Raw genomic sequence first — 26,308 nt, 5'->3', positions numbered from 1 at the left:
TTTTGCCGGCGGCAATGCTTTGGAAAACCGGGGCGTAGATTACGGTAACCGGGCAGCAGATATTAACCCGGAAGATATTGAGAGTATGACTATTCTGAAAGGACCGGAAGCTTCGGCCTTGTACGGAATTGATGCGGCCTCCGGCGCCATTGTTATTACCACCAAGCGCGGCAAAACCGGTGCCCCGCAAATTAGCTACAGCAATAGTTTCCGGATGGACCGGCTTGTGCGGTTTCCAGAAATTCAGCAGATTTACGGTAGGGGAAGTTTGGGGGTAACAAACGAGGGTAGCACCATTACTACTTATTTTGGCTCAGAATATCCGGAAGGAACCCAATTTTACGATAACGTCCGGAATTTCTTTCAGACCAGTAACAGCCAAAAACATAATGTATCGGTTTCGGGCGGTACCGAAAATGCTACTTACCGCGTAGCGGCTTCTTATACCGATGCGGGCTCTTTTATTCCCAACACCGGCCAGCAGAAATTTAATTTTACCACCGCCCTTACATCTAAGTTTAGCAAATATTTATCGGCCGATGTTTCGGTGGGTTATACCAAATCAGATGTACAGTCGGTATTTAGTGTGAGCGGCGGTCCTTTGCTGGGTTTGTTGTCCTGGCCTTCTACCGAAGATGCAAGAATTTATTTAGACGAAAACGGCAACCGAAAATTCTTCTCGGCTGCAACTACCACTTCGGAATTAGAAAACCCGTTTTTTAACGTAAATAGTAATTCCATTAATTCTACTAACGACCGGTATATCACCAACGCCAAGCTGATAATTGATCCCACCAAATGGTTAAAAATTGTCGGTAACGTTGGTTTCGATTATTATACCAATCGCATTACCCAAATCCGGCATCCTGAGTCCAGAATGGCCGGCACAACCGGTGGTATTTTTGACCAGGCGGTTGATAATGACCGGAACTTAAATATGCAATATTATGCCCAGCTTACCCATTCTTTTTTTGGTGATAAGGTAAGCACCGATTTTAAAGTGGGTAGTGCCATTTACGACCAGAACAACTACATGCAGGCCGTGCAGGGTACAAAATTCCTGGCGCCCGATCTGTATTCGATCGAAAACACCGACCCAACTACTAACCGTGGCCGCAACCGGATAACCCAACGCCGTTTGGTGGGGGTATTTTCGAGTCTTAACGTAGGTTATAACGGTATGCTGTACCTGAACCTGACTGCCCGAAACGACTGGAGCTCTACCTTACCCGTACAAAATAACTCTTTCTTTTATCCCTCGGCTGGTTTAAGCTTTGTATTTACCGAACTGGCACCCTTAGCCAACATCAGAAATGTGCTTTCTTATGGTAAAATCAGGGCTTCGGTGGCCCAGGTTGGTAAAGATGCGGCTCCTTACATGATTCGGCCCTGGTTAGAGCCGCGTTCTACTACCGGCGGCGGTTTTGGCTACGCCACCAATGGGCCCAGCGAAGCCCTGGTTCCTGAAATAACTACTTCTTATGAAGTGGGTACCGAGTTTAAATTCTTTAACAACCGGTTAGGGTTTGATTTTGCTTATTTCAATAAAAGATCCCAAGACCAGATTGTAAGAGGCATGCGCCTGAGCTACGGTACAGGCTTTATTCTGAAAACCTTTAATGCCGGTGAAATTGAAACCGGTGGATTCGAAATTCAGTTAAATGCCACGCCGGTGCAGCTCCCGGATTTCTCCTGGGATATATTGGCCAATTTTAGCCACAACTACTCTACTTTGGTTAAGCTGCCCTCGTCTATACCGGAATATTATAACTCCGATACCTGGTTATACAACAACGTACGGAATGGCTCGCGGGTAGGTGGCCCGGTAAATTCGTTTACGGCTTATGAGTACGAACACAATCAAAATGGCGATATTCTGATAAATCCAGCATCGGGTTATCCGGTAAGAAATATTACCGATTGGGTGGTAGTTGGTAACCGCACGCCCGATTTTATTGTGGGCTTAACCAATGCCTTTACTTACAAAGGGCTTTCGCTTAATTTCTTATTCGAACTCAGAAAAGGCGGCGATGTATTTAACGCTACCGAGCATTTTCTTACCATTCGGGGATTAAGTAAAAGAACCTTAGACCGGCTAGAGCCCAGAATTTACGAAGGCATTTTAAAAGATGGTTTAGAAAATACCGAGAATCCCACTAAAAACAATATTGTTATAAATCCGGCCTGGGATTCCAATTTCTACTCGGCTACTTCCGGCGAGGTCGATTTTATCGAGAAAGATGTAAACTGGTTGCGCCTGCGGGATGTAACGCTACGCTATAGCTTGCCTAACTATCTGTTACAAAGAACCAAAATAGCAAAATCGGCCAGTATTTTCATAACCGGCACCGACTTGTTTTTACTTACCAATTATTCTGGTTTAGATCCGGTGGGTAGTGCCACCAGCCTGGCTACCGGTGGTAGCGGTGGTAGCGGCTTTGATTATGGTAACCTGCCTATGCCCATGGGCTTGAATATTGGCATTAATGTGGGCTTTTAATTTAAATACAGCATGAAGAAATTATTATATATTACGTTTATGGCGGCCAGCCTCTTAACCACTACTGGCTGCGAAGATTACCTCGATGTAAATACCAACCCCAACGGTCCGGATCAGGTAGTAGATCCGCATTTGTACCTGGCGCCTATGTTATCGGAGCTGGCCTTGGCCTTGCAACAGGATGGCCGTTATTTGGCGCGTTATACCGCCAACTGGCATGCCACCGTAGCAGAAACTTCCTGGGATCAGCACAGTTTTGTAAGCGGCAATGATATATCCGGGCAGGTGTGGCGCTCTACATATTATACCATGGGCCTGAACCTGCGCGACATGATTGCCAAAGCCGAAGAACAGAAAAAATGGGATTTTGTAGCCATTGGTTATGCCTTACATGCTTTTAACTGGCAAATAACTACTGATACCCACGGCGAAATTATTTATACCGAAGCTTTTGATCCTACTAAATCGGCTTTTAAGTACGATGCGCAGGAACTGGTTTACAGCGAGGTAAAACGTTATGCCGAGCTGGCCCTTACTTATTTTGAAAAAGCCAAAGCCGAACCGCATCCCAATTCCAGGTTAAGCGAAAGCGATTTAATTTATGGCGGAAATGTAGCCAAGTGGGAGAAATTTACCTACGGCGTATTGGCCATTAATGCCCAGCACCTAAGCAATAAATCTACCCAATACAATCCCGACCAGGTTATTGAGTACGTAAATAAATCGTTTGTTAATAACGACGACGATGCGACCGCGCGTTTTACCGGGGCTGTTTCGGCCGATGCTAGCTTTTTTGGACCTTTGCGGGGCAATTTTATTGGTACTACAGTGGCTACTACCAATGTGCGGCAGTCTAAATTTATTGTGAGCTTGCTCGATGGTACCAATCCGGTGTTGCAGGATCCCACCTTGGTCGGTAAAGATCCGGTTGCGCTTTTTAGTACCCAGCACCTGAAAGACCCCCGGTTGCCGGTTATGCTGGCGCCGGCTCCCGATGGCAACTACCGCGGTATTTCCTTTACCAGTTTAACTTCTGAATATCCAACGGTAAACCAACGCCCTAATAATTTGTACGGTATTGCCTCTGATGTAACCGCCAGCGTAGCCGCCGCACCCGGTAAATATTTGTTTCAGAATGCAGCCCGTTTCCCAATAATGACTTATGCCCAGTTGCAGTTTATTAAAGCCGAAGCAGCCTATAAAAAAGGAACCAAAGACGTAGTTTTAACCGCCTACAATGCTGGCGTAAACGCTCACTTAGACTATGTAAGAACCTTTTTAAACGGTGCTTACTTTACTGCCACCGCCACTACCGACCGGGCTAATTTTGATGCTCGCCGAGCCCTGTACCTGGCTAATCCTAAGTTAATGCCCCAAACGCCGGCCGACTTAACCCTTTCGCATATAATGTTGCAGAAATATATTGCCCAATGGGGTTGGGGTTTTCTCGAAACCTGGTCTGATTTAAGAAGATACCATTACGTAGGCGGCGAAAATGGCGGCTCTTACGAAGAAGTAGATACAGACCCAAGCGATAACGTTTTCCGGGGCTTTACTTTGCCCACCAGCATTGCCTCGGCCCAGAACGGAAAACCTGCTTACCGGGTACGGCCCAGATATAACTCCGAATATATCTGGAATGTGGAAGCCTTAAGAGAAATTGGTGGTCTGGATCAAGCTTACCATACCTACGAGACCTGGTTTAGCAAACCAGAATAATTAACGCCGGAACATAAATTTATAGCTTTTATGAAAAATACACTTTATAAAATAATAGGTGCTTTGGCTTTTGGCTTTTTATTTGCCGCCTGCGACGACCAGGGCAACGCCATTCCGGATCGTACCCAGTACGTAACCTCTGGGGCCATGCTTAAATTGTATAACCATGCCGAAGGGTCTCCGCAGGTGAATTTTTTCCTGAACGGCCAGAAAGTTACGGCTGCCACCACACCGGTAACCGGAATAATCCGGGGATTGGCATTTGGAAGTACTTACCCCAGTACCTACGGTTATGCCAATGTGCCATCCGGCGATTTTATTTTAGCCGCCATCGACACTATAACCTCCGAAACCAAGGGTACCGCCGTAGAATTAGCCAATAAAGGGTTGAGTCTGCCGGAAGGAACCACCAACTCGGCTTTTTTAATTGGAACCGCCGACAATTACGAGTTATTGGTAACCAAAGACGAATTGCCGCCGGCCAACTTTGGCAAAATCTATTTCCGGTTTATGCAAACGCTGGCCAATGCGCCTTACAACTTCGATGTATATGCCGTTCGGCAAGCGGTACCGGCCACTACTACACCGCCTATACAACCGGCCGAGCCCGAAATGCGGATAAAAATTGCTTCGGATATTCCATATAAAGGTTTTGGCGATTACGTAGAAGTGCCCCTGGGAAATTACCGGATAGAGTTTTATAAAGCCGGCAGTACCGCCGTAACCGACAGGTATACCGCTTATCCGACTTCTTCCGCAACGGCTGCAATTACTACTTTGGCGCTGGGGCGGGTTTATACCATCTACCTGCGGGGTGCCTGGTCGCAACCAGCCAAAACCACCCATATCGATTACTGGCGAGAACGCTAGTTTTAAACAGACTGATACCAAACAAGGAGGGCCACTAAAAGTGGCCCTCCTTGTTTGGTATAATATTGGTGTAATAGTTGAGTCTTTTACCAAAGAAACTAAGAATTTTATTTCACCTTTAAATTATTGCAATCTTAACCTAAATCTCCACGGTTATCCCAAAGGGAAGGCTGATATTTATAACTACTAAACTGAGTTAGAACGCCAGTTCTGTTTTAAGTTGGGTAAGTTTTTCGGCGGCAGCGGAATACCCTAACATCTGAGCTACCCTTAAATCAGAATAAGCCAGCTTTAATTTTCTTTGTTTTAATCTTTCACTGCCGCGCAAATAATAAGCTTCGCCGTTGTTTTGATTTTTACGGATGGCCTGATTGTACATGGTAATGGCTTTGCTGCTGTGCCCCGCCGATTGGTAAGCCCGCGCCAGGTTCATGTTACCGTAAAAAACTTTGGGGTATAAGCGGCGGGCAAATTCGTAAGATTTTATGGCTTGTACGTAGTTATGGCGTTGCATCATTACATCGCCCCGGTTATAGTGGGCCAAATAATCCCAAGGGTATAATTCCAAAGCTCGGTCTAAATCTTTTAAAGCACCATCCAGGTCGTCTAATTTACGTTTTGGGAAACTGCGGTTAAAATAATAGCGGCTATGGCGGGGTTCTTGGGCAATTAAGGTATCATAAACCGTAATGGCATCGCGGTAACGCTGGAGGCTGGTTAAGGCAATGGCCTTGTTATTAAGGGCATCGTAGTGGTTTGGTTTAAGTTTAATGGCTTGGTCCAGGTTTTTAACGGCATCTTCGTAATGCCCGTACTGCAGAAATAAAGTGCCTAAATTAAAATAAGCCTGGGTATAGCGCGAATTAAGCTTTAAAGCTTGGTTGTAATCGGCTAGGGCACCATGGTAATCGTTTAGATTGATTTTAATGGCGGCCCGCAGGTTAAAAGCCGAATCGTAAGCCGGATTTAATACCAGAATTTTATTTAAATTTTTGAGTGCTTGTTTGTGCGAACCGCTATAGGCAAATATTTGCGCCTGCCTATACAATCGGTGCACTTTCCGGTCGTTGGGCTTGGCCGAAAATAAGCCAAAAGTTAACCCGCATATTAAGAATAGTCTGAAGTAAAATTTTGCTGCCATACAAGTAATATACCTTCCCATGACTAAATTAAACAAAATCAGGTTTTATTGCCAGAAAAAATTTGGCTTATTTTTCTTAAAAACGGCTTTTTAACTTTAACGTTGGGCGTTTCGGTAGGAGTACTTTCGTTTTGCTGCCGGTCGAGCGCTGTAACGGCGTATTTGTAACGTTGGCCAGGCTCTACGGAGTTGTCTAAGTAAGTAGTTTGGTCGCCAAATACCTTACCAACAATATATTGCGGGTGGTTGGTGGCTACTGGTTCGTGGGCCAAATACCGGTATATAATGTAATAGCGGGCCGACTCCCTGTTAGGTAAATTAGCTGGGTTTTCCCAGGATAAATAATTGCCCAAATAGGTGTCTTTAACTTTAACATTGGTTGGGGCCGGTGGCGGCGAACCTTTCTTCCAATCCATAATGGGTAATAATGCCGGGTACCGGTAAAACTGATTCCGCAGAGAATCTTGTACGTGGTTAGGATTATTCATTAAAGATTTAGAACTGAAGAAAACACTGCCCTGTACCAAAGGCAAAGAGCGGTTTAGCCGCAATTGGCGCGGTATTTCGGTGGCAGTATGCCAGGCCTGGTTTACATCTTTATTTATTTTATACGGGCCGTGCCCGATATATAAATGCCGGTTAAAGCTGTTGCGGGTCCACCATTCAACTATGGTTTTATAATCGGCAGCCGGATGGCCAATGTGCCAGTAAACCTGTGGTACCAGGTAATCTATCCAGCCGGCTTGCAGCCACTTGCGGGTATCGGCGTAGAGCGCACTGTAAGAGGGCGCACCGGCGCGGGTAGCTGAGCCCAGCGGGTCTTCGGATTGGTTTTTCCAGACTCCAAACGGACTAATGCCAAATTTAACGTACGGTTTGGTAGCATTAATACTGTCGGAAATAGTTTTAATAAGTAAATCTACGTTGTTGCGCCGCCAGTCGTCTTTCTTAGCAAAACCAGTTCCGTATTGTAAAAAGGTACTATCGTCCGGAATAGGTTTATTTGGTACCGGATACGGGTAAAAATAATCATCAAAGTGGACCCCGTCTATATCGTACCGCCGCACCACATCCATTATTACCCGCGTAATATAAGCGCGTACCTCCGGCAAACCCGGGTTAAAAATTAATTTGCCTTCGTAGGTCAGAAACCACTCCGGACGGGTCTTGGTAATGTGTTTTGCATCGGTTACCGAAGCTGTATCGAAAGTAGCGCGGTAAGGGTTAAACCAGGCGTGAAATTCCAGGCCGCGTTGGTGGCTCTCGTCGAGTAAAAAAGTTAATGGATCGTAAGGCGGATTTGGTTCGCGTCCTTGTTTGCCCGTGAGCCACTCCGACCAAGGTTCTAAGCCACTCCGGTACAAAGCATCGGCGGCAGGCCTAACCTGTACAATTATCGCGTTCATGCCATTTTTTTGTTGTTCATCTAAAATATACCGGTACTCGGCTTGTTGTACCACCGGCGATAAACCTTTTTGGCTGGGCCAGTCTATATTGGCCACGCTCGCAATCCACACGGCCCGGAACTCACGTTTAGGCGGCTGATTTTGGGCTATACCTTCGGTAATAAAGCAATAAGCAAGTAAAAAAAAGATAAAGTATTTCATGAAGAAACTGCACGCGCAGCCGGCAAAATTTAAAAGAGGAATTAATTACAAATTTGAGAATATGCCGCGGATTGGCAACAGGCCAAACAAAAAATTAGCGCTAATATTTAGATGAAACTTGAGTTTTGCCCTTATCAGCTTAGCCTTTAGACAAATTAAAGCAGGCAAAATTTAGGAATGAAAATAAGAGGCAGGTAGTAAAAGTAGTTAACCGACTTAACGGATATTTAAAGTTAAAAACGAGACACAAACTACCAGCTAAAATTTAAATATTAAAAAGCAGGTATAGAATTTGATTAAGTAAGATCAGAATAAAATAAAAATATAAGTTGTGGGGTTTACTTTTGTAAACAAAGGTGGTAAAACCACTTATACCCAAACGCCAAACTTACGTAAAACCCAAATCTTTTTTACCAATTACGATCTAACATTTCTTTGCAAATCATGAAAAAACACCTTTTAATGCTCTCTTTTCTTTTGCTTACAGCCCTGTCGGTTTCGGCGCAGAAATACCGCACCAACGCCGGGGTTCGGTTTGGCCGCAACGATTTTGGCGTATCAGTACAGCAAAAAATATTCGAACAGGTAACCTTACAGGGTATTGTGGCCGCCGGTAGTAGAGAAGTAGATGGTACTTTATTAATTCAAAAGCATTTCCCGATAATTGGTAAAGGATTTAATTATTATATAGGTGCTGGTGTGCACGCGGGTACTTTAAAAGATTATGGCGGTTTTTATGGGGCCGATGCTATTCTGGGAGGTGAGTTAAAATTGCCGGTATTCCCGCTGGTGCTATCTATAGATTTAAAACCGGCGGTGCATGCCAGCCACGAAGATTGGCTTACCCTGGATGGTGGCTTTACCCTGCGGTATATTTTGGTAAAAGAAAAAGTAGAAAAGAAGCGCTTTGGCATTTTTGGAGGTGGCAAGAACAACGACCGCAATAAAAAGAATAATAAAAAAGAAGAGCCTCGGCGGGGCATTTTTAACTGGTAAAATGGCAACAACTTTGTCTTTCGGCCGTTGTTGAACTAACAAGTGGTTTCTGGTAATACCTCCAGAAGATAAAAGCTAAATTTAAATATACCATGCAGGAAGAACGATCTATGGAAAGTTTGCTGGATACGCAGCAGAAAAAACTGGCATTTTTTCAGAACCTGATTTTACTGGCCGCCGCCGACGGCATTTTGGAAGCCGATGAAGGCCGGTTTTTATTAGATGTAGGCAACCGTTTAGGACTAAGCCCCGAGGAAGTAATGCCCATTGCCGATAACCTGCATCTGTTAAGTTTTATCATTCCGGCCGAAGGCTTGCAAAAAACCATGGAATTACAAACCCTGGTGCAAATGATGCTGGAAGACGGGCAAATTCATAAAAAAGAATATGCGCTTTGCTTAGATTATGCCAACCGGATTGGCTACAGCAAAGAAATTTTAGACGATATGGTTAAACAACTCTCGGCGAATAAAGCACCGGCGGATAAACGTTAAAGCCATTATTACAAAATTTTAAAAGCCGGGTAGTTTAAAGCTACCCGGCTTTTTTGTGGTGGCAATTTAAAACGTGTTTCTTTTAAGCCGCAATCTTTATAATAAAATAATAATTACTTTCTGCCAGAAACAAAACCCATAATTTATCAGCAAAATAAAAGCCCGCTTAGGCGGGCTTTTATTCGGATTAATCACACACAAACAAAACAAACTATTGATCAAGTAGTTGTTTATATCAAACCCATCTCAAAACCAGAAAGCTTTTATGGGTATATATTTTTCCTGCTTAATCAGAAATGCTATATTTAATTAGTTTTACCTAATCTTATTTTTTACTAAACTTTTAAGTTTTTAATTTAACCCTTACAATTAAGCGAGTGCTTAAAACTAGGGAGTTACAAACTTTAAATATTTAACTAAGGAGTAAGGTTGTTTCTATATATTATCTTTAACCGTTTTACAAATATTTCAGCTTTAAAAGCTTAGGCGAAGAAATCGCAGTTCCGGAGGTACAATCTGCCTTCGATGGTTAATTTTACGAGTAATTTGTCGCTAATAACTTTAGCTTCAATCCAGCCTTGTTTTAAAAGGTAACGGGCAAATTCAATTAACTCGGTCCAGTTTTTGGTTTCCAAACCGGGCAGGTCCGAAATATCGTGGTGCTTCTCCGGTTCGCAGTTCAGCACGTTTAAAACAATCTGCGTCATGGAGAATACTTCTTCGGGCGCCACTTGCTCCATCCCAACAAAGTTGATGGCAGCATTAAAAACGTTTTTGGTTTCGTAGCGGTAGTAAGTCCGTAAATAACCCCGTTCTGCCATTTCTAAACCAATTGCATCGCTTTGGTGCTGCTCGCCAATAGAATCCAGGTAGCCGGTAATATCCCACATATTGCCAGGTATTTCCTGTTCTTTTATGTAGAGCCACGCCAGCGTTTTGTTTATGATGTCAGAAGTATTCATAATGGTTAGCAGTAGTATTAGCAGTTTTTATTAAGACAAACGTACTAAGTTATTATTTCTGGTAAAAGGACAATGTGCCGGTGAAGGTAACATGTATTTTTGCGTATAAATATTTTAATAATATGCGTTTTAATGCTATTATAGGCTGTTTTATATGTTTATATGGCTTTAAATAGTGTTATAAAGTAACAAATATTATATTTTTAGTGTATTTATTTTTTTTGAATTTTGGATATCTCAAACTGCGAATAGGCGAAACAGAGGGTAAAAATAAAGGATTCCCGGCCTTTTTTGTATAAACAAATGTTGCCGGAAATCCTTTCTAAAATTATATGCCCTTTTTACATTTAATCGTATAACCAAGCCTGCAGGAGTTCTTTTTGCTTTTCAGTGGCTGCCGGATCAGGGCGTAATAAGTGCATGGTTGTAACCGGTGTTTGAGTAATTTTACCTACTAATTTTTGCCGGATAATTTTACCTTGTTTGTCTTTGCGGCTAACAGTTACCTCTAAGGGTGCGCCGGGTTCAGCGCTGGTTACGTGTTTGTTTATCATGGCTCCTAAATTAGCAGTTGTTACGTCCTGGCCGTTGATTTCGAGTAGAATATCGCCGGTTTGGTAGCCCATTTTTTTACCAAATTCGTTCATGTTGGCGGTGCCTGCAATAGTAACCCGACCGTCCTGATTTACCCCGGTTTCTACCTTGCCAAAAGTATTAACCAGTTCGGTGGCTTGCGGCTGGTAAGTTATACCTACGGTAGCAAATATTTGGGCGTAGGGCAAGGGGGTATTTCCTTCAACGTATTGCCGGAAAAAGTCTCTGATTTCGGGATAGGTAAGCGCGGTAATTTTATCAAATAATTCTTCGTCTTTAAAAGATTTATCTTTGCCGTAAGTTTTGGCTAAATCGGTCATGAGATGGCGTAACCCGTATTTCCCGTCTGATAATTCGCGTAAGCGAATGTCTAAAGCCAGCCCGATTAAAGCGCCTTTCTGATACACATTTCCATACTGATTTTCGTGTACATCTAAGGCCCCTTTGCTCAAAACCGTAAAAGGTAAGGTATCGTTGTAGCGCAACGAACCTGCAATGTAACTCCGTAGTTTGGTTAAATATTCTTCGGGGCTCAACAGTTTTTGGTTGGCTTGCACGTGGGTCGCGAAATATTCTGTAACACCCTCGTACAACCACAAATGCTTCGACATTTTAGGATTGATATAATCAAAATCGCCGATTTCTTCGGAGTGGATGCTAAGCGGCGTTACAATATGAAAAAACTCGTGGGCGGCAATGCTCCGGATTTGATTGGCAATTTGTTGTGCGTTAAAAGGCGGCAAATAATACACCGACGAATACGAGTGCTCTAAAGCTCCGTAAGACCCGGTGGTATTATACGCGTCGTCTACATAAATCAGGAAAGCGTATTTATCTACGGGCAACTGGCCACCTAAATAATTTTTTTGCGCTTCCAGGATCTGCTTAATATTTTGGGCAATTATTTCTGATTTTACATCGTTTTTAGCCGAATAAACCGAAACCAGTACATCAGCACCACCAATTTTAAGCATGGCGGTATCGGGTAAACTATACATCAGGGGGGCATCTACCACTTCCATGTAAGAATCAATGCGGTAGGTGTCGGCAGTGGGGGTGGTTTTAATGGCTTTAAGCGGGGTAGAACCGTAAAACTGCTCGGGTTTGGTAACGGTAATTTCGTAAGGTACCCTTTTCATGCCGTCGAAGTAACCTATAAACCCGTGGGTATTAAGTAAAAAGTTTTTATTTTCTTCGATGTTGGTACCGGCGGGTTCAAATACAATTTCATCTTTGCGGGTTTTATCAAAAGTGTCGTCTACCCAGTAAGTTATCTGGTCCAGTGATTTGGCTTTGCTTATTTTCCAGCGGTTTTCGTCTAGTCTTTCAACGGGCAAAGACCGGCCTTTTTTATCGGTTGCTTTAAACCCCGTTAAATATTTGCCAAAGTTATAAACCGCATAGGTGCCTGGCACAATTTTAGGCATGTTGTAAATAATTTCAGCTTCCTTAATATCGGGTGATTTTAAGGTAACCTGTATCCGGTCGTCTTTTACCTGGGTTAGGTTTAACGTAAATTGGTATGGTTTTTCTTTTACCAGATTATCGGTAGCAAATGCACTAAGCCGCAGGCTTATGGCAAGGCACAAAAACAGAAAACGGTTCATAAGAAAATTAATCGAGGTGGTACGCACGCTGTTTAGAGGTTTAAGAAAAAACTGTTAAGGTAATACGTAAATTCGCCGCAAATATTGGCTACACCAGGCAACGGAAAGCTAGCAATATTTTAGCTGATGTAGCAAGCAAACTTAAACCGGAGCAAAAGTCAGGAATATTTAGACTAAGGGTTATGCTTGTAAATGAATATTTTAAATAATTTGAGTTAAGTAAAAGTCTATTTGCCTTCGGGGTTAACCTGTTGAATAGGTTTGTAACTGTTTAGATAACAATAATTTACCGGCAAGGCTAAGGTAAATGGTTTGGGTTGAATATTTTATTCGGATCGTAAGGCTTTTACCGGGTTGGCGGTGGCTGCTTTGGCGGCTTGCAAACTAACCGTGAGCATGGCTACTACCATGGCAAAAGCCCCCGCCAAGAAAAATATACCCAAACCGAGTGGAACCCGATAGGCAAAATCCTGGAGCCAATGGTGCGTGCCGTACCAGGCAATGGGCGTCGCCAGTACTATCGAAACAACTACGAGTAAGGCAAAATCTTTCGTCAGGAGAATAATGATACCGGTTACCGAACTACCCATTACTTTCCGAATGCCGATCTCGCGGGTGCGTTGCTGGGCCGTAAAAGAGGTAAGGCCAAATAAACCGAGGCAGGCAATAATAATGGTTAAAGCGGCAAAATAACCAAATATGGCCAGCATCTTTTCTTCGGTACGATACTGCTGGTCAAAAAACTCATCCATAAAAAAATATTCCATGGGGTGTTTGGGATCAAAGTCTTTCCATTTATCCTGAATAAACCCGAGTATAGCCGGTAAATTTTGGGTATTTACCCGAACGGCCAAATATCCCCACGAGGCCGGTTTCAAAGCCATAATGAGCGGTTCTATAGCGCTGTGCAACGAGGCATAATGAAAATCTTTAACCACGCCTATTACCTTAGCATCGTAATCGCCAAACTGAATTCTTTTGCCAATTGGGTTTTGCCAACCCATTTTTCTGGCCATGGCTTGGTTTATGAGCACGGCTTCTTTTAAATCGGTAGCCATATCCTGTCCAAAATTACGACCCTGAACCAAGGGAATATTTAGTACTTCCAGAAAGTCATAATCAATGGCAATAACGTAACTGGTACGCTCGGTTTGTTTGCCATTTTGCTCCAGCAAGGTTATAATGGTACTGGTGGGCGTACCAGGAATATACGTGGTATTCGAAACGCTTGCGATGGTCGGGTTGGCCAGTAGTTCCTGCTTTATTTCGGGCAGTTTATTAATCAGCGTAGTGTCGCCTACGGGTACATCAATTACTACTACCTGCTCTTTCTGGAAACCCAGGTTGGCGTTTTTAATAAACTGCATTTGGCTGTAAACCACCAAAGTGCCAATAATCATAACCAACGAAATGGTAAACTGCAGCACTACCAGAAATTTGCGCAGCCAACTGTTGCCGCCATGCGGGCTTTTATCAGATTTAAGTACTTCTACGGGTTTAAAAGCCGACAGGAAAAAAGCTGGATAACTGCCGGCCACTAACCCAACAAATAAAATTATACCCAGTAATGCCAGCACAAAAGAGGTATCAGTAAAGTAAGTGTACCGGAAGTTTTTATTTGTAAGTTGGTTAAAGTACGGTAACATGATTTCTACCAAAGCCAAAGCCAGCAACATGGCAAACACTGTAATCAGGACCGACTCGCCAATAAATTGCCGGATAAGCTGCGACCGGTAAGCGCCTACCACTTTGCGTAAACCTACTTCGCGGGCACGTTTGGCCGAGCGGGCCGTTGCCAGGTTCATGTAATTGATACAGGCAATTAGTAAAATAAAAACGGCTACAAAACTAAAAATATATACGTAGGCTTTGTTACCAGTTGGCGCCGGCCCTTCTTTCCATTCGGGGTTCAGGTGTATTTCCCGGATAGGTTGCAGGTAAAAGTTTAGGCTGGCGGTTAGTTGGTTTTCTTTTATCCAGGGGTTAATGGTAGTTTTACTCAGTAGATCCAGCTTTTTTTGCAAACCGGCCGCTTGCGTTTTATCCGGCAACAGCACGTACGTGTACCAGTTTAGCATGAGCCAATTAGTAAGCGTGGTGGGCACATTAATATCGGGTACGCCGCGGCCCAATGTAATAGCCGAAAGCAAGCCACTAATTTTTAAATGCGAATGGTCGGGGTTTTTAATAACCCCCGTAACCTGGTGGGTGTTTTTGCTGAATTTTACCAATTGCCCCATAGCGGCGGCCGGGCTGCCAAAATATTTAATGGCCAGTTCTTCGGTTAATACTATGGTTTTGGGGGCATTTAGCGCTGTGGCCGGGTTGCCCAAAATAAACGGGTAATCAAAAACTTTAAAGAAACTGCTATCGGCAAATAGCAGGTCTTCTTGGTTAAAAGCTTTTTCACCAATCCATAGGGTTTGTTTGGCTATTGATAAAGCTTTGGTTACAGCTTCTATCTCGGGGTAATTTTTATCTAAAGTTGTTGCCAGCCTAAACGGTGTAACTGCATTTTTATCGTGCTGCCCTTGCATTACCAGGTCGGTTACTACGCGGTAAATCCGGTCGGCCCGTTTAAACTGGCGCTCGTACGTGAGTTCATCTTCTACAAATAAAAAGATTAAAATACAAGCCGAAATGCCGGTTGCCAGCCCCAGAATATTTATTGCCGAATAAATTTTATGGCGGTGCAAGTTGCGCCAGGCAATTTTAAAGTAGTTCTTTAACATAGTTTTTGGGCGTACAATGTTGGGTTAAAATTTCGCTGTCGAATAAACGGATAATGCGATGACTATACTCGGCGTGAGTTGGTGAGTGCGTAACCATTACCACTGTGGTACCATTTTGGTTTAAAGTTGAGAGTAATTCCATTACTTCCTGGCCGGTAGCCGAATCGAGGTTGCCGGTAGGTTCATCGGCCAAAATAAGCGCCGGCTTGGTAACCATTGCGCGGGCAATAGCCACCCGTTGCTGCTCTCCGCCCGATAATTGCCCCGGAAAATGCTCTCGGCGGTGCCCGATTTGCATTTGGTAAAGGGCGGCGTTTACCCGTTTCTTTACTTCCGTAGCCGGTAAATGCTGGTAAATAAGCGGTAGCTCAATATTTTCGGATACTGTTAGTTCGTCGAGTAAATTAAAGTTCTGAAAAATAAATCCAATATTTGCTTTCCGGAGTTCGGCCTGCTGCTTTTCGGTATACCGCGAAACGTCTTTGCCCAGAAAATATAATGCCCCCGCCGTAGGGTTATCGAGTAAACCCAGTAAATGGAGTAAAGTAGATTTGCCGCAACCCGAAGGACCCATAATGGCCACAAACTCGCCCCGGTTAATTTCCAATGAAATATTAGCTAAGGCCAGGGTTTCTACGGCCCCATTAACATATTTCTTTTGTAAATTTATCAGCTTTAGCATACATTTTGGCCGCCTGTAACAAAGCTGCTCCTTTTAGATAGATTGCCCTTCTGCCGGATTTTCAAGAAAGGTGCCATTTTTCAGGATGTGTTAATAGCCTAAAATTACCTGCATTTTAAAGCAAATATTTAATTTTACTGTACGGTAACGTACAGTTATTGCCTGATACCGGACACCACCCAAGTTGATAGGGGAGATGCAAACAGAGAATATTGCCCTTGGATTTGCCTTAGGGGAGTAAATGTGTATTGGCACAAGGCTTGTAGCTGCTCCGTTAGATTTATATTTTTATAAGTGACAAGCTAAAAATTACCTTACCCCATTTGTTTATCAGTAACAGACAAAGTTTTCACACCTTATTGATTATTTTGAATAGTGATAGATCAATATTTTAAGAGCTCAAAACTGATTACTTACTTACCACCACCTTGCTTTACATGAGTAGTAAAATTGATTGCCGCATTTTAATTGTAGACGACGAAGAAGATATTCTGACGGCCGGCCGTATTTTTCTGAAACAGCATTTTAGTTACGTACGCACCGAGCCCAATCCTACCAAGATACCGTACCACCTGGAGAACGATATTTTTGATGTAATTCTGCTGGATATGAATTACACGGCCGGGGCTACTAACTCTAAAGAAGGTTTCGATTGGCTGGCCCGGATACTGGAAATTGACCCGGCAGCAGTAGTAATTATGATTACCGCTTACGGCGATGTAGAACTGGCCGTACGGGCCCTGAAAGAAGGGGCCACCGATTTTGTGCTGAAGCCCTGGCAAAACGAGAAATTATTAGCTACTCTAACTGCCGCCTGTCGGTTACGCAAATCTACCTTAGAAGTAAAAACCTTGGTAGATAAACAACGCAACCTGAATCAGGTACACAATGCCCATTACGCCGATTTTATTGGCATTTCGGCACCTATGCAAAAGGTTTACCAAACCATTGAGAAAGTGGCGGGTACCGATGCCAATGTTTTAATACTCGGCGAAAATGGAACGGGCAAAGAGCTGGCGGCCCGTGCTTTGCATCGGAAATCGAAACGGGAGCAGGAAGCTTTTATTAGCGTAGATTTAGGAGCAGTAAGCGAAACTTTATTCGAAAGCGAATTATTTGGCCACGCCAAAGGTGCATTTACCGATGCCAAAGACGACCGGGCGGGCCGTTTTGAAGTAGCCTCGGGTGGAACCTTGTTCCTCGACGAAATCGGGAATTTAAGTTTAGGGTTACAGGCCAAATTACTAACTGCTTTGCAGAGCCGCCAAATAACCCGTTTGGGCACCAATAAACCCCGCACTATTGATATTAGGCTGGTATGCGCCACCAATATGCCTTTGTACGAGATGGTAGGGCAGGGACGATTCCGGCAAGATTTGCTTTACCGCATTAATACCGTAGAATTGCATTTGCCGCCCCTGCGGGAGCGGAAAGAAGATATACCGTTGTTGGCCGAGCATTTTCTGGTACAATACGGGCGCAAATACCACAAGGCCAATCTAAGTTTCGAGAAAGCTACCCTTAAAAAACTAATTGATTACCACTGGCCGGGCAACATTCGGGAACTAGACCACGCCATTGAGCGGGCGGTAATTTTAAGCGATCAGGTTACTTTACGTCCGCTCGATTTTGAATTTATGCAACCAGCGGCTGTACCTCCGGTTTCAGTAACCGAAGAGTACACTTTAGAAATGCTGGAACGCCTGATGGTGCAAAAAACCTTAAGCAAGCACGCCGGTAATATTACCCACGCTGCCCGCGAACTGGGCTTAACTCGTACGGCCTTGTACCGTCGTATCGAAAAATATGGTTTATAATAGCTTTCGGTTCCGGGTGTTGCTCCGGTTTTTCCTGCTCATGGCGGTTACCGCCGCTTTTTTGTTTGTGCTGGTTTACCAGCATTGGTACATTACGGCCTTTTGTCTTGGGCTGTTGATGGTGGCTTTGCTGTACGATTTATTTAATTATATCGAAAAAACGAATCGCGAATTGGTACGCTTTTTTTCGGCTATCCGGTACGGCGACTTTACCCAGCAATTTAATTCCGGTAAACCAAACGACGCTTTTGGGGGCTTATACCACGAGCTGAACCAAATAATTAGTACCTTCCAACGTATAAAAGCCGATAAAGAAGCCAACCACCTGTATCTGCAAAGCCTGGTTGCCCACCTCCGCATAGGTATTATTACCTTTAACAAAAACGGTGAAGTAAACCTGATAAACCAGGCGGCCAAAGATTTGCTCCAGGTGCCGCACCTTACCACTATTACAGCCTTAAACCGCGTTAGCCCGGATTTGGTAAGCGCCATGGAAGCCCTGGAAAACGAAGAAAGTAAGCTGATTGTTATTTCGCAGAAAGAAGAACAACTGTTGCTTACCGTAAAAGCAAGTACTTTTTGGTTGCAGGGGCAGTTGCTCAAAATTATTTCGCTGCAGAATATTCGTTCCGAAATGGAGGAAAAGGAGTTAGATGCCTGGCAGAAATTAATCCGGGTGTTGTCGCACGAAATTATGAACTCCATAACGCCGGTTATTTCGCTTACTAACAGCATTGGCACTTTGGTAGAAACCGAATTAATTAACCGCAATTCCCAGACCGATTTAGATGAGGAAATAATTCAGGACATCCGGACCGGCCTCCAAACCATTGAAAAACGCAATGCTGGCTTGTTACAATTTGTGGATAAATACCGCCAGCTTACCCGCATACCCAAGCCGCAGCTAAAGCCTATAGTGTTAAATGAACTATTAGCAAGCACCAGGCAATTGGTTTCGCGGGAATTTCGGGAAAAACGGGTCCAATTAACATTACGGCTCCCGGCTACGCCGCTCCCGGTGCTGGCCGATGGTGTTATGCTGGAACAGGTACTCTTAAACCTGCTAAAAAATGCCCAGGAAGCTTGCCAGGAATGTCCGGAACCGCACGTAGAAATTACAGCTTACTTGGATACGCAGGAAAATAACCGGGTTAAAGTAGAAATTAAAGACAACGGCCAAGGTATACCCCCCGAGATCCTGGACCAGATATTTGTACCTTTTTATACGACTAAGCGCCAGGGTTCCGGCATTGGCTTAAGTTTATCCCGGCAAATTATGCGCCTGCACAAAGGTAGCCTGCGGGTAAGCCATACGGCTCCCGGTCAAACCGTTTTTACCCTGGTATTTTAAGCCTGCGCCTGACTTGCCCCGGTAAATTGCCGGATAATTTGGTTTAGCTGGTGGGCCGGTACTACCCCTGATTGCCGCCAGAGTACTTTACCTCCCTGGAACAAGATAAGCGTAGGAATACCCTGCACCCGGAATTGCTGGGCCACCGCTTGGTTTTTATCCACATCAATTTTAATTACTTTTACTTTACCGGCATTTTCGCCGGCTACCTGCTGAATAATCGGGCTCATGGTTTTACAAGGGCCGCACCAGTCCGCGTAAAAATCTACCAGCACCGGCATACCCGGGCTGTTAATAAGTTCAGAAAACGATTTTTTTGGCATCTTCTTCGGCTTAAAAAGTTATTCTAATTTTTGGTATATTTTTACGCTATCCGTTAACTAAGGGTCAAAAAGTCCATAAAAAATATAAATTTTACTTCCCTTTCTCCCTGTCTTTCAATTATCTTAAACCCAGAATAAAAGCAAATCTATCCTGTTTTAAAGCATTGTACTCGATAACGCAGAAGTGTATTGCTGAATTTTTCCAGAAAAAAGTTATGGTTTATAAACCAAAATGATTAAATTATGCTTCTTAACCAAAGCAACGCAATTATGGGACGTTTCTTGCTTTTGTTTATTCTGGTTTTGGCTGGTTTCTGCCACATTGATGCGGATGAAAATAGTACGCGGGTTATGGCGCTTGGCCAAGATAAGACTACTACCGTTTATCTGGTGCGGCATGCCGAAAAGGAAACCCTAAACCCAAAAGATGAAGACCCGGATTTAAACGCCATTGGTTTAAAACGGGCAGCAGACCTGAAAGCTTACTTACAGGACGTACCCATTGATGCTTTTTTCTCGACTAAGTATAAGCGTAACCAGCGCACCATTGCTCCCCTGGCCCAGAGCCGACCGATTCAGTTGTACGAAGCCCACGATTTTACCAACCTGCGCGACCGCATACTCCAGGATTTTAAAGGAAAAACGGTTTTGGTTGTAGCGCATTCTAACACGCTGTTGCCAATTATAGAAGCGTTTGGGGCGCAAAAGCCTTTTGCCCAAATCGGCGATAATGATTACGATAATATTTTCCGACTCAGAATATCGGGTAAAGGCAAGGCTACACTGCAAGCCAAAAAGTTTGGGGTAATAAGTACCCAGGCCACTCGTTTATAAGTTGCCCAGCAAGTAGAAAACGTCTTCTTTGAACCCATTTTTTAAAACCACGCCGGGGTTTATCTGCTTGTCCAATGGTCTAATCTGGGCCAGTATAATTCATGCTTATCTAATCAGGATAGGCCTATTTAGCCACCATTTTAATATTTAACTGCTGCATTTTTGCTGCATTCTGAAGGAGCAAATACCCTAAAAATGGTCTTGCTCAAAGGTTTGGTTGTGCCCGGAAAATTATTAATCAGGGGTTTATTTTAAGGGAACTTATAGCAGCTTATTCGGTTTACAATAAGAGAATTAAGCTTTTTTTAACCTTAACTTTAATTGTGAAAAAATATATAAATCTTACGTGGTTATTTATCTGGGGCCTTTTGGCCAGTACCGGCTGCCAGCAGGAAGAAGCCAAAGCGACCGTGCCGGTGCCCGAAAAAGACCATTTAGTTACAGCTAAGTTGGTAGCCGAACTGCCGCAGGCTATTTTGCAGGCCATGGCCGATTCGCGGGGTTACCCGGGCATTAAAGGCGATATTAAAAACGATATCCAGGTATTTAATGTAACTTACCTTACTACTTACCAGGGCAAGGAAATTCAGGCATCTGGTCTGATGTGCGTACCTAAAAATGCTACCGGCACTTTGCCCATTTTATCGGGGCAACACGGTACTACTTTTGAACAGCAAGATGCGCCTACTAATTTTCCGGCTACTTTGTCGGGTTTCGAGTTGTTCGCTTCGGCCGGCTATCTCACCGTAATTCCGGATTATATTGGCTACGGTATTTCCAAGCATATTTTTCATCCGTATTACGACCAGCAGCATTCGGCTTTGGCGGTAATAGACTTAATAAAAGCCGCTAAATCTTATGCAGGTAAAAACAACCTGGCCTTAAACGATAAACTATTTTTAGTGGGTTATTCCGAAGGCGGCTACGTAACGTTGGCTGCCCAGAAAGAAATTGAAAAGAACCCGAGTCATAAACTAAAAGTTACGGCTGCGGCATCCGGTGCCGGTGGATACGATCTTACGGGTATGCTGGGCGAGGTAACTTCGGGTAAAACGTATCCGAACCCATCTTACCTGGCTTTTATTTTACAAGCTTTTAACCAGAGCAATGCCTGGAACCGTCCGTTGACCGAGTTGTTTAAAGAACCGTACGCCAGCCAAATGCCTACTTTATTTAATGGCGTGAGCAGTGCGGGTACCATCAACCGCGCTTTACCTACCGACCCGGCCAAGTTATTTAACGCTACTTTTTTTGCCGAATTGAAAAAGCCTGAAGGTGAATTAGCCCTGAAAAAAGCCTTGGTAGCCAATAGCCTGACGACCGATTGGGTACCCACCAGTCCAACCAAAATTTACCAGGGCACGGCCGATCCGGTGGTTTTTTATCAGAATTCGAAAGGCGCTTACGATAAATTTATTTCGGCAGGAGCCAAAGATTTAGAATTTATTCCTATTCAGGGCGGTACGCACAGCAGTAGTATTGAACCCATGTTATTATCGGTTATCCCGTGGTTTCAGGGATTAAAGCAAGATGCAGTTAAATAAAATATTACCATATTAATTAAACCAAAGGGCGGGTACTGGCAACAGTACCCGCCCTTTGGTTTAAAGGCATTAAGAATTTTATTGCCGGAAGTTATTATTCTGGTTAATTGGCTGTTGCACCGGCTGAGGTACATAACCCGGTACAAAAGTAGGTATTCCCCGATGAGCCAGAGATTTAAGCAAAATCAAATCGTAGAGTAGCTTTGCCCAGACTAATATACAAGGTACTGCTTTAACAACGTAAGGCTCAAAATAATTTTTCCGGATAAACCGCGGGTAAATATCAGTAGGTGCCAACTCCGAAAATACAATAACCAGAACAAATAGCACCAGGTTAAGGGGTTTGGGTTCTTGCGAAAAATACCAGATAACTACGCCGCTTAACGCAATTATAAAAGTAGCCGATTCGGCCCGGTGGTTAAAAATTATTACCCAAATCAGGATAGAAGCCAATACCTGCAACCGGAAACCGTAATCGCGGTATTTTTTCAGGTGCAGTAAAGGCATACAAAATAACACGACTCCGGCGAGTAATACATATATTTTGTTTAATTTAATGCCAAACCAGGTTTTTAGCCAGCCCATCACCGAAAAGCCATCCGAAATAGAATGATCATTGGCCAGCAGGTTGTACCAGCTTTGGTACAGGTACGAGAAATTATTCGTATCTACCACCAGCAACGGTAACAAAAACCAGAATAAACCCCACATAGCGGTATACAAAGCCAGCTTGCCTTTTTGCGGATAAAACAAGTACAAAGCCATGGCTACCAAACCAAATATTTTTATAAAAGTACAGAAAACCAGGCAGCCTGCAGCCCACCAATAATGTTTGCGCTCCAGCAAGCCAAAGCCCAGAATTATTAATCCGCAGGTTAAGGCATTGCTTTGTTCGTTTTGCAGTGACGTTAATAATTCTACTGCCACCGCCAAAAGCATGAGGGCTTTTATTTTATCGCTTATTCCGGGCAAGTACCGGAAGCCCCAAAATAACGCTAACACATTTACCAGGTTCCAGAAAAGTAAACCCGCAAAATCGGGCAAAAGCGCAAACAAGCCAAAAAACAGGGCAAAACCCGGACTGTATTTATAAAGATCCCATTGCTCATCCAAGTAAAGTTGGTACAAATCTTTGCCTGCCAGCAAATGGTAAAAAGACTGCTTAAAAATAATGTAATTGTTATAGTGCGTATAATATTTGCCGTTGTTGTGGTTAACCGATAAGGGTTTTAGATAAGCCTGGAGCGTAGCAAAAATGGTTAAAGCAATAAAAAGGATTAAAATAAATTTATAATCGATTTTAAGATTGCGTATGCGCCGGAACATGCAGTAAAAGAATAAATTTAAAAAAATGTTAATACGCCAGGAGCTATTTTCTAATACCGGTTAATTTTTAACCAAGGGCTTGTATTAGTTATAAAATTACCAATCATCTATTTAGCGGTTGCCGCAAATTTTTTGGTAGAACGGAGGAGTGCAATCGTAAAATATTAGTTTGGCTAAAGCTTATGGCTGCAATTGCGCTTCGACCAAACCAATACGTAGAAATTTATTGTAAAGTAGGTCGGTTTGGCAGTTTATAGGTTATGATTTTATCAGCTTACCACCTTTAACTGCCGGATAATAAAAATACAAAGCACCGTGGCTACCGAGGCAATTATACCAATGGTATTAAAGTGCAGCAAGGGCCCAGCCGCCGATTTTTGAATAATTAAACCCGATAAAAAGGCCGAAGTGCCCGACGAAAGTTGTTGCACCGAAGAGTTAAAACTCATAAAACTTCCCCGTAGCCGAGGCGCTACGCTGGAAGTGGTAAGCGCCACCGCCGGAACAAAGCGGGCACCAAACCCAATAAAGAACGTAGTGGTTACCAGCAGCACCAAAAATTGGGAAGTAGGCTGTAAATTAGTTAAAATTAAAATCGGGATAATAGAGAAAATGGCCGTGTAGGTAAAAACGCGCTGTTTGCCATATTTATCGGCTAAGCGGCCGGCCAGCTGCGAAGTTACGACCGACGCCATGCCGCCAAACATATACATATACGCCAAATCGCTTTCGGCAAAACCTACGTTAGCCACCAAATAAGGGCTAATAAACGGCACCACCGTAAAGCCGGCCAAAGTAAGCATAACCATTAAGGCCAGCGCCCAAAGTAAATTTTTATTTCTTAAAATTTCGCCAATTACGGCCACAGGGTTATTTCTAATAGCATTGGTAAGATGGCCCCGCATGGGCGGTAAAACCAGAAAGGCAATAATTAAAACCAATACACTTAAACCGGTTAGTAAAAAGAAAGGCGCGTGCCAGTTTAAATGGCTGGCCAGGTACAAACCAACCGGTATACCCGCAATAGAAGCCACCGAAAAAGCGGCCATAACCTTACCGGTAGCCGCGCCGCGTCTTTTTTCCGGAATGGCATCGCCGATAATGGCAAAAACCAAAGCCCCGATTACGCCGCCAAAAGCACCCGCTACAATCCGGGCCAATAGCAGCAAACCATAATTGGGGGCAATGGCGCAGCAAAACGTACCTACAATAAAGCCACCGTATAGCATAAGTAAAGCATTTTTACGGTCGAATTTATCGATAAACAAGGTGCTGATAAAGCCCGAAATGGCCGCGCTAAACGTATAAGCCGACACGATAAAACCAAACTCTTTTGGCGAAATGCTAAATACCCGCATTAACTGCGGCCCCAAGGGCATCATAATTACAAAGTCCATGATGTGGGTAAATTGCACCGATGCCAGAATAAACAACAACCATCCTTCCCGGATTTCTTTTTTAGGTACAATAGAATCTTTACCACCGGTGGGCAACGGCAAAGAATTATTCGTTAAAGACATAACAGGCACTTTAAAGTAAAGAAGGCAATATTTTCTCTGCTGGAGAAAGTTTCTGGTAAAGCTACGTATAAAACTTGTATACCGATTAAATTTTCCGCTGCCCAGAATAAGTTAAAGCTAAAACAGGCTCAATGCTTTAGGGTTTAAATTAATTGCCATGGGAAAGAAGGCCAATACCGAAGCAACTTGTGCATTATGTAACCGCACCGTAAGTTTTGTTACCCGCCACCACCTGTTGCCCAAAGAGGAAGGCGGCAAATATTCCGAAACCGTAGATTTATGTCAGCCCTGCCATTCTACCATTCATCTTAACTTTACCAACCAGGAGTTAGCCAATAATTTCCGGAGTATTGGTGCCTTGCAACAAGCCGAACCGCTCCAGAAATATTTGCGCTGGATTAAAAGTAAAAATATTGATGTGCTGAAAAACCGACGCGGCAAGCGGTAAAATATTTTGGTTTAACAAACCTAGAACTGGTCTGATTTAAATTATTGGTTTAGCCAATAATTAACCTATTTTGCTACTTTGTTAGATTTAAAAACATGTTTCTGATTTTGCATGAAGCGTAAATTTATTCCGTTTACTCAGGTTAAAAACCAGCCCGCCATTATTGTAGATAGCTTGCACCCCAACGGATTTGTTCTATCGCATTGGCGCGGAGCGCCCACGCCAGCGGCTGTACGGGGCGATACCAGTGCCGATATGGTGCTGAATGCTTTAAAAACGCCGGATATTAATTTAGATTTTGAATTTGCAACGGCTAATCATTTTGATATTGATGGCTTTGTGGGCGTGTGGGCCTTGCTGGAACCCGAACTAGCCTTGGCGTACGAGGCAGTGTTGCGCCAAATGGCCTTGATCGGCGATTTCCGGGAATTAGATTTAAATCAGCCAGCGGCCGACCTGGCCTTGAAATTAGTGTGCTGGATCAATGCCCGTGAAACAGAGCTTTTCTATCCGCCCTTTGGCGCCGACGAAACCCCGGAGAGCGAAGTAGTGGCTTCTGTACCTAAATTTAATTATTTTTTGCGCGAGTTTACCCGGGTGTTGCTGCAGCCAGAAAGTGAAAAGGCAATCTGGGCACCCGAGTACCAGCAGGTTTTAGAAGATTACGCGGTTATCTGGAGAGATAATACCCAGGTTAAAACGTATCCGGCGCTTGGTTTGGTAGTGGTGCAAACCCCGGCTCCCGTTCATTATTACGCCTTGTTTAGCAGAACGGCTGGTTACGATATTGTTTTGGCCCAGTATAGCCAAAACCGCTACGAACTGGAGTGTAAATATACCACCTGGGTAGATATTGAGTCCCGGTCTACTTTGCCGCGGGTAGCCCTGGCGCCTTTAGCAGCCCAGCTAAATAAACACGAAACGGCACCTTACCGCTGGACCGCCGAACCCGTTACAGATACCGGCCCCATTCTGCGGCTGGCCGGCACTACTTTAACAAAGCAAGAACGTTACGCCAACCCCACCAGCCGCCCAATTTACGCATCAGGACTGGCGCCTGGCCAACTGGAAGGAGCCGTAGTAAATTATTTAAAAAACGCTTACCAGCTCGTTACGCCCCGTAAATACTGGACCTGGGCCGAAGTAAAAGATTGGAATAACAACCGGGTTGCGAAAGCAGATATAGGATAAGAGTTAACAATAATTTAATATCTATACGTATATATAACTTAGAATAAAAA

20 protein-coding genes are annotated in these 26,308 nt (G+C 43.7%); 11 read left to right on the top strand and 9 right to left on the bottom strand.

Annotation, left to right across the window (positions count from 1 at the left end; all coding sequences use genetic code 11):
- The 3 genes from ACO1R6_RS18350 to ACO1R6_RS18340 all read left to right on the top strand — a co-directional run.
- Window positions 1-2,500 (top strand): SusC/RagA family TonB-linked outer membrane protein (locus ACO1R6_RS18350; RefSeq protein ID WP_486266506.1); only part of this gene is annotated, 2,500 nt, incomplete at its 5' end.
- 12 nt (window positions 2,501-2,512) lie between these two features.
- Complete coding sequence (locus tag ACO1R6_RS18345) at window positions 2,513-4,219, top strand: SusD/RagB family nutrient-binding outer membrane lipoprotein (RefSeq protein WP_486266505.1); 1,707 nt, start codon at window positions 2,513-2,515, stop codon at window positions 4,217-4,219.
- Between the two features lie 30 nt (window positions 4,220-4,249).
- Window positions 4,250-5,089, top strand: coding sequence for a DUF4397 domain-containing protein (locus tag ACO1R6_RS18340; protein ID WP_486266504.1), 840 nt, complete (start codon window positions 4,250-4,252; stop codon window positions 5,087-5,089).
- Between the two features lie 196 nt (window positions 5,090-5,285).
- Here the strand turns inward: ACO1R6_RS18340 and ACO1R6_RS18335 are convergent, their stop codons facing one another.
- Window positions 5,286-6,230 carry a tetratricopeptide repeat protein gene (locus ACO1R6_RS18335; RefSeq protein WP_486266503.1) on the bottom strand — a complete coding sequence of 315 codons (945 nt, stop codon included), beginning with the start codon at window positions 6,228-6,230 and terminating at the stop codon, window positions 5,286-5,288.
- A gap of 38 nt (window positions 6,231-6,268) precedes the next feature.
- Window positions 6,269-7,837 (bottom strand): glycoside hydrolase family 10-like protein, encoded by a 1,569-nt coding sequence (locus ACO1R6_RS18330; protein ID WP_486266502.1) that lies wholly within the window; start codon window positions 7,835-7,837, stop codon window positions 6,269-6,271.
- A 444-nt stretch (window positions 7,838-8,281) separates the two neighbouring features.
- Between ACO1R6_RS18330 and ACO1R6_RS18325 the strand changes: the two genes are divergently transcribed.
- Together ACO1R6_RS18325 and ACO1R6_RS18320 are read left to right on the top strand one after the other, a co-directional pair.
- Complete coding sequence (locus ACO1R6_RS18325) at window positions 8,282-8,833, top strand: hypothetical protein (protein WP_486266501.1); 552 nt, start codon at window positions 8,282-8,284, stop codon at window positions 8,831-8,833.
- 92 nt (window positions 8,834-8,925) lie between these two features.
- Complete coding sequence (locus ACO1R6_RS18320) at window positions 8,926-9,327, top strand: hypothetical protein (protein ID WP_486266500.1); 402 nt, start codon at window positions 8,926-8,928, stop codon at window positions 9,325-9,327.
- A gap of 482 nt (window positions 9,328-9,809) precedes the next feature.
- Here ACO1R6_RS18320 and ACO1R6_RS18315 read toward each other — a convergent pair whose 3' ends face one another.
- The 4 genes from ACO1R6_RS18315 to ACO1R6_RS18300 form a co-directional block, all read right to left on the bottom strand.
- Window positions 9,810-10,289 (bottom strand): hypothetical protein, encoded by a 480-nt coding sequence (locus ACO1R6_RS18315; RefSeq protein ID WP_486266498.1) that lies wholly within the window; start codon window positions 10,287-10,289, stop codon window positions 9,810-9,812.
- A 347-nt stretch (window positions 10,290-10,636) separates the two neighbouring features.
- Window positions 10,637-12,490: a M61 family metallopeptidase gene (locus ACO1R6_RS18310; RefSeq protein ID WP_486266497.1), complete on the bottom strand. Its 1,854-nt coding sequence runs from the start codon at window positions 12,488-12,490 to the stop codon at window positions 10,637-10,639.
- Between the two features lie 326 nt (window positions 12,491-12,816).
- Entirely contained in the window at window positions 12,817-15,222 is a 2,406-nt protein-coding gene (locus ACO1R6_RS18305) for an ABC transporter permease (RefSeq protein WP_486266496.1), read from the bottom strand.
- Complete coding sequence (locus ACO1R6_RS18300) at window positions 15,203-15,904, bottom strand: ABC transporter ATP-binding protein (RefSeq protein ID WP_486266495.1); 702 nt, start codon at window positions 15,902-15,904, stop codon at window positions 15,203-15,205. The genes ACO1R6_RS18305 and ACO1R6_RS18300 overlap by 20 nt, the downstream gene beginning before the upstream one ends.
- A gap of 437 nt (window positions 15,905-16,341) precedes the next feature.
- Between ACO1R6_RS18300 and ACO1R6_RS18295 the strand changes: the two genes are divergently transcribed.
- On the top strand, window positions 16,342-17,721 hold the full coding sequence (locus ACO1R6_RS18295; RefSeq protein WP_486266494.1) for a sigma-54-dependent transcriptional regulator: 1,380 nt from the start codon (window positions 16,342-16,344) through the stop codon (window positions 17,719-17,721).
- Window positions 17,711-19,072 (top strand): sensor histidine kinase, encoded by a 1,362-nt coding sequence (locus ACO1R6_RS18290; RefSeq protein ID WP_486266493.1) that lies wholly within the window; start codon window positions 17,711-17,713, stop codon window positions 19,070-19,072. The genes ACO1R6_RS18295 and ACO1R6_RS18290 overlap by 11 nt, the downstream gene beginning before the upstream one ends.
- Here the strand turns inward: ACO1R6_RS18290 and trxA are convergent.
- Window positions 19,069-19,395, bottom strand: coding sequence for a thioredoxin (trxA, locus tag ACO1R6_RS18285; RefSeq protein ID WP_486266491.1), 327 nt, complete (start codon window positions 19,393-19,395; stop codon window positions 19,069-19,071). The genes ACO1R6_RS18290 and trxA overlap by 4 nt on opposite strands.
- Window positions 19,396-19,665: 270 nt before the next feature.
- On the opposite strand from trxA, the gene ACO1R6_RS18280 reads away from it, so the two are divergent.
- Entirely contained in the window at window positions 19,666-20,229 is a 564-nt protein-coding gene (locus tag ACO1R6_RS18280; RefSeq protein ID WP_486266490.1) for a histidine phosphatase family protein, read from the top strand.
- Window positions 20,230-20,552: 323 nt separating this feature from the next.
- Window positions 20,553-21,773 (top strand): alpha/beta hydrolase family protein, encoded by a 1,221-nt coding sequence (locus ACO1R6_RS18275; RefSeq protein WP_486266488.1) that lies wholly within the window; start codon window positions 20,553-20,555, stop codon window positions 21,771-21,773.
- A 78-nt stretch (window positions 21,774-21,851) separates the two neighbouring features.
- On the opposite strand, the gene ACO1R6_RS18270 is transcribed toward ACO1R6_RS18275, so the two are convergent.
- Window positions 21,852-23,099 carry a glycosyltransferase family 87 protein gene (locus ACO1R6_RS18270; protein WP_486266487.1) on the bottom strand — a complete coding sequence of 416 codons (1,248 nt, stop codon included), beginning with the start codon at window positions 23,097-23,099 and terminating at the stop codon, window positions 21,852-21,854.
- A gap of 269 nt (window positions 23,100-23,368) precedes the next feature.
- Window positions 23,369-24,619 carry an MFS transporter gene (locus tag ACO1R6_RS18265; protein WP_486266485.1) on the bottom strand — a complete coding sequence of 417 codons (1,251 nt, stop codon included), beginning with the start codon at window positions 24,617-24,619 and terminating at the stop codon, window positions 23,369-23,371.
- A 157-nt stretch (window positions 24,620-24,776) separates the two neighbouring features.
- On the opposite strand from ACO1R6_RS18265, the gene ACO1R6_RS18260 reads away from it, so the two are divergent.
- Complete coding sequence (locus ACO1R6_RS18260; RefSeq protein WP_486266484.1) at window positions 24,777-25,067, top strand: HNH endonuclease; 291 nt, start codon at window positions 24,777-24,779, stop codon at window positions 25,065-25,067.
- 111 nt (window positions 25,068-25,178) lie between these two features.
- Window positions 25,179-26,258 (top strand): DUF6687 family protein, encoded by a 1,080-nt coding sequence (locus tag ACO1R6_RS18255; protein WP_486266482.1) that lies wholly within the window; start codon window positions 25,179-25,181, stop codon window positions 26,256-26,258.
- Window positions 26,259-26,308: the final 50 nt, after the last annotated feature.

This window comes from Adhaeribacter sp. (genome assembly GCF_057359045.1).
This window is presented reverse-complemented; position numbering and strand designations above follow the sequence as displayed.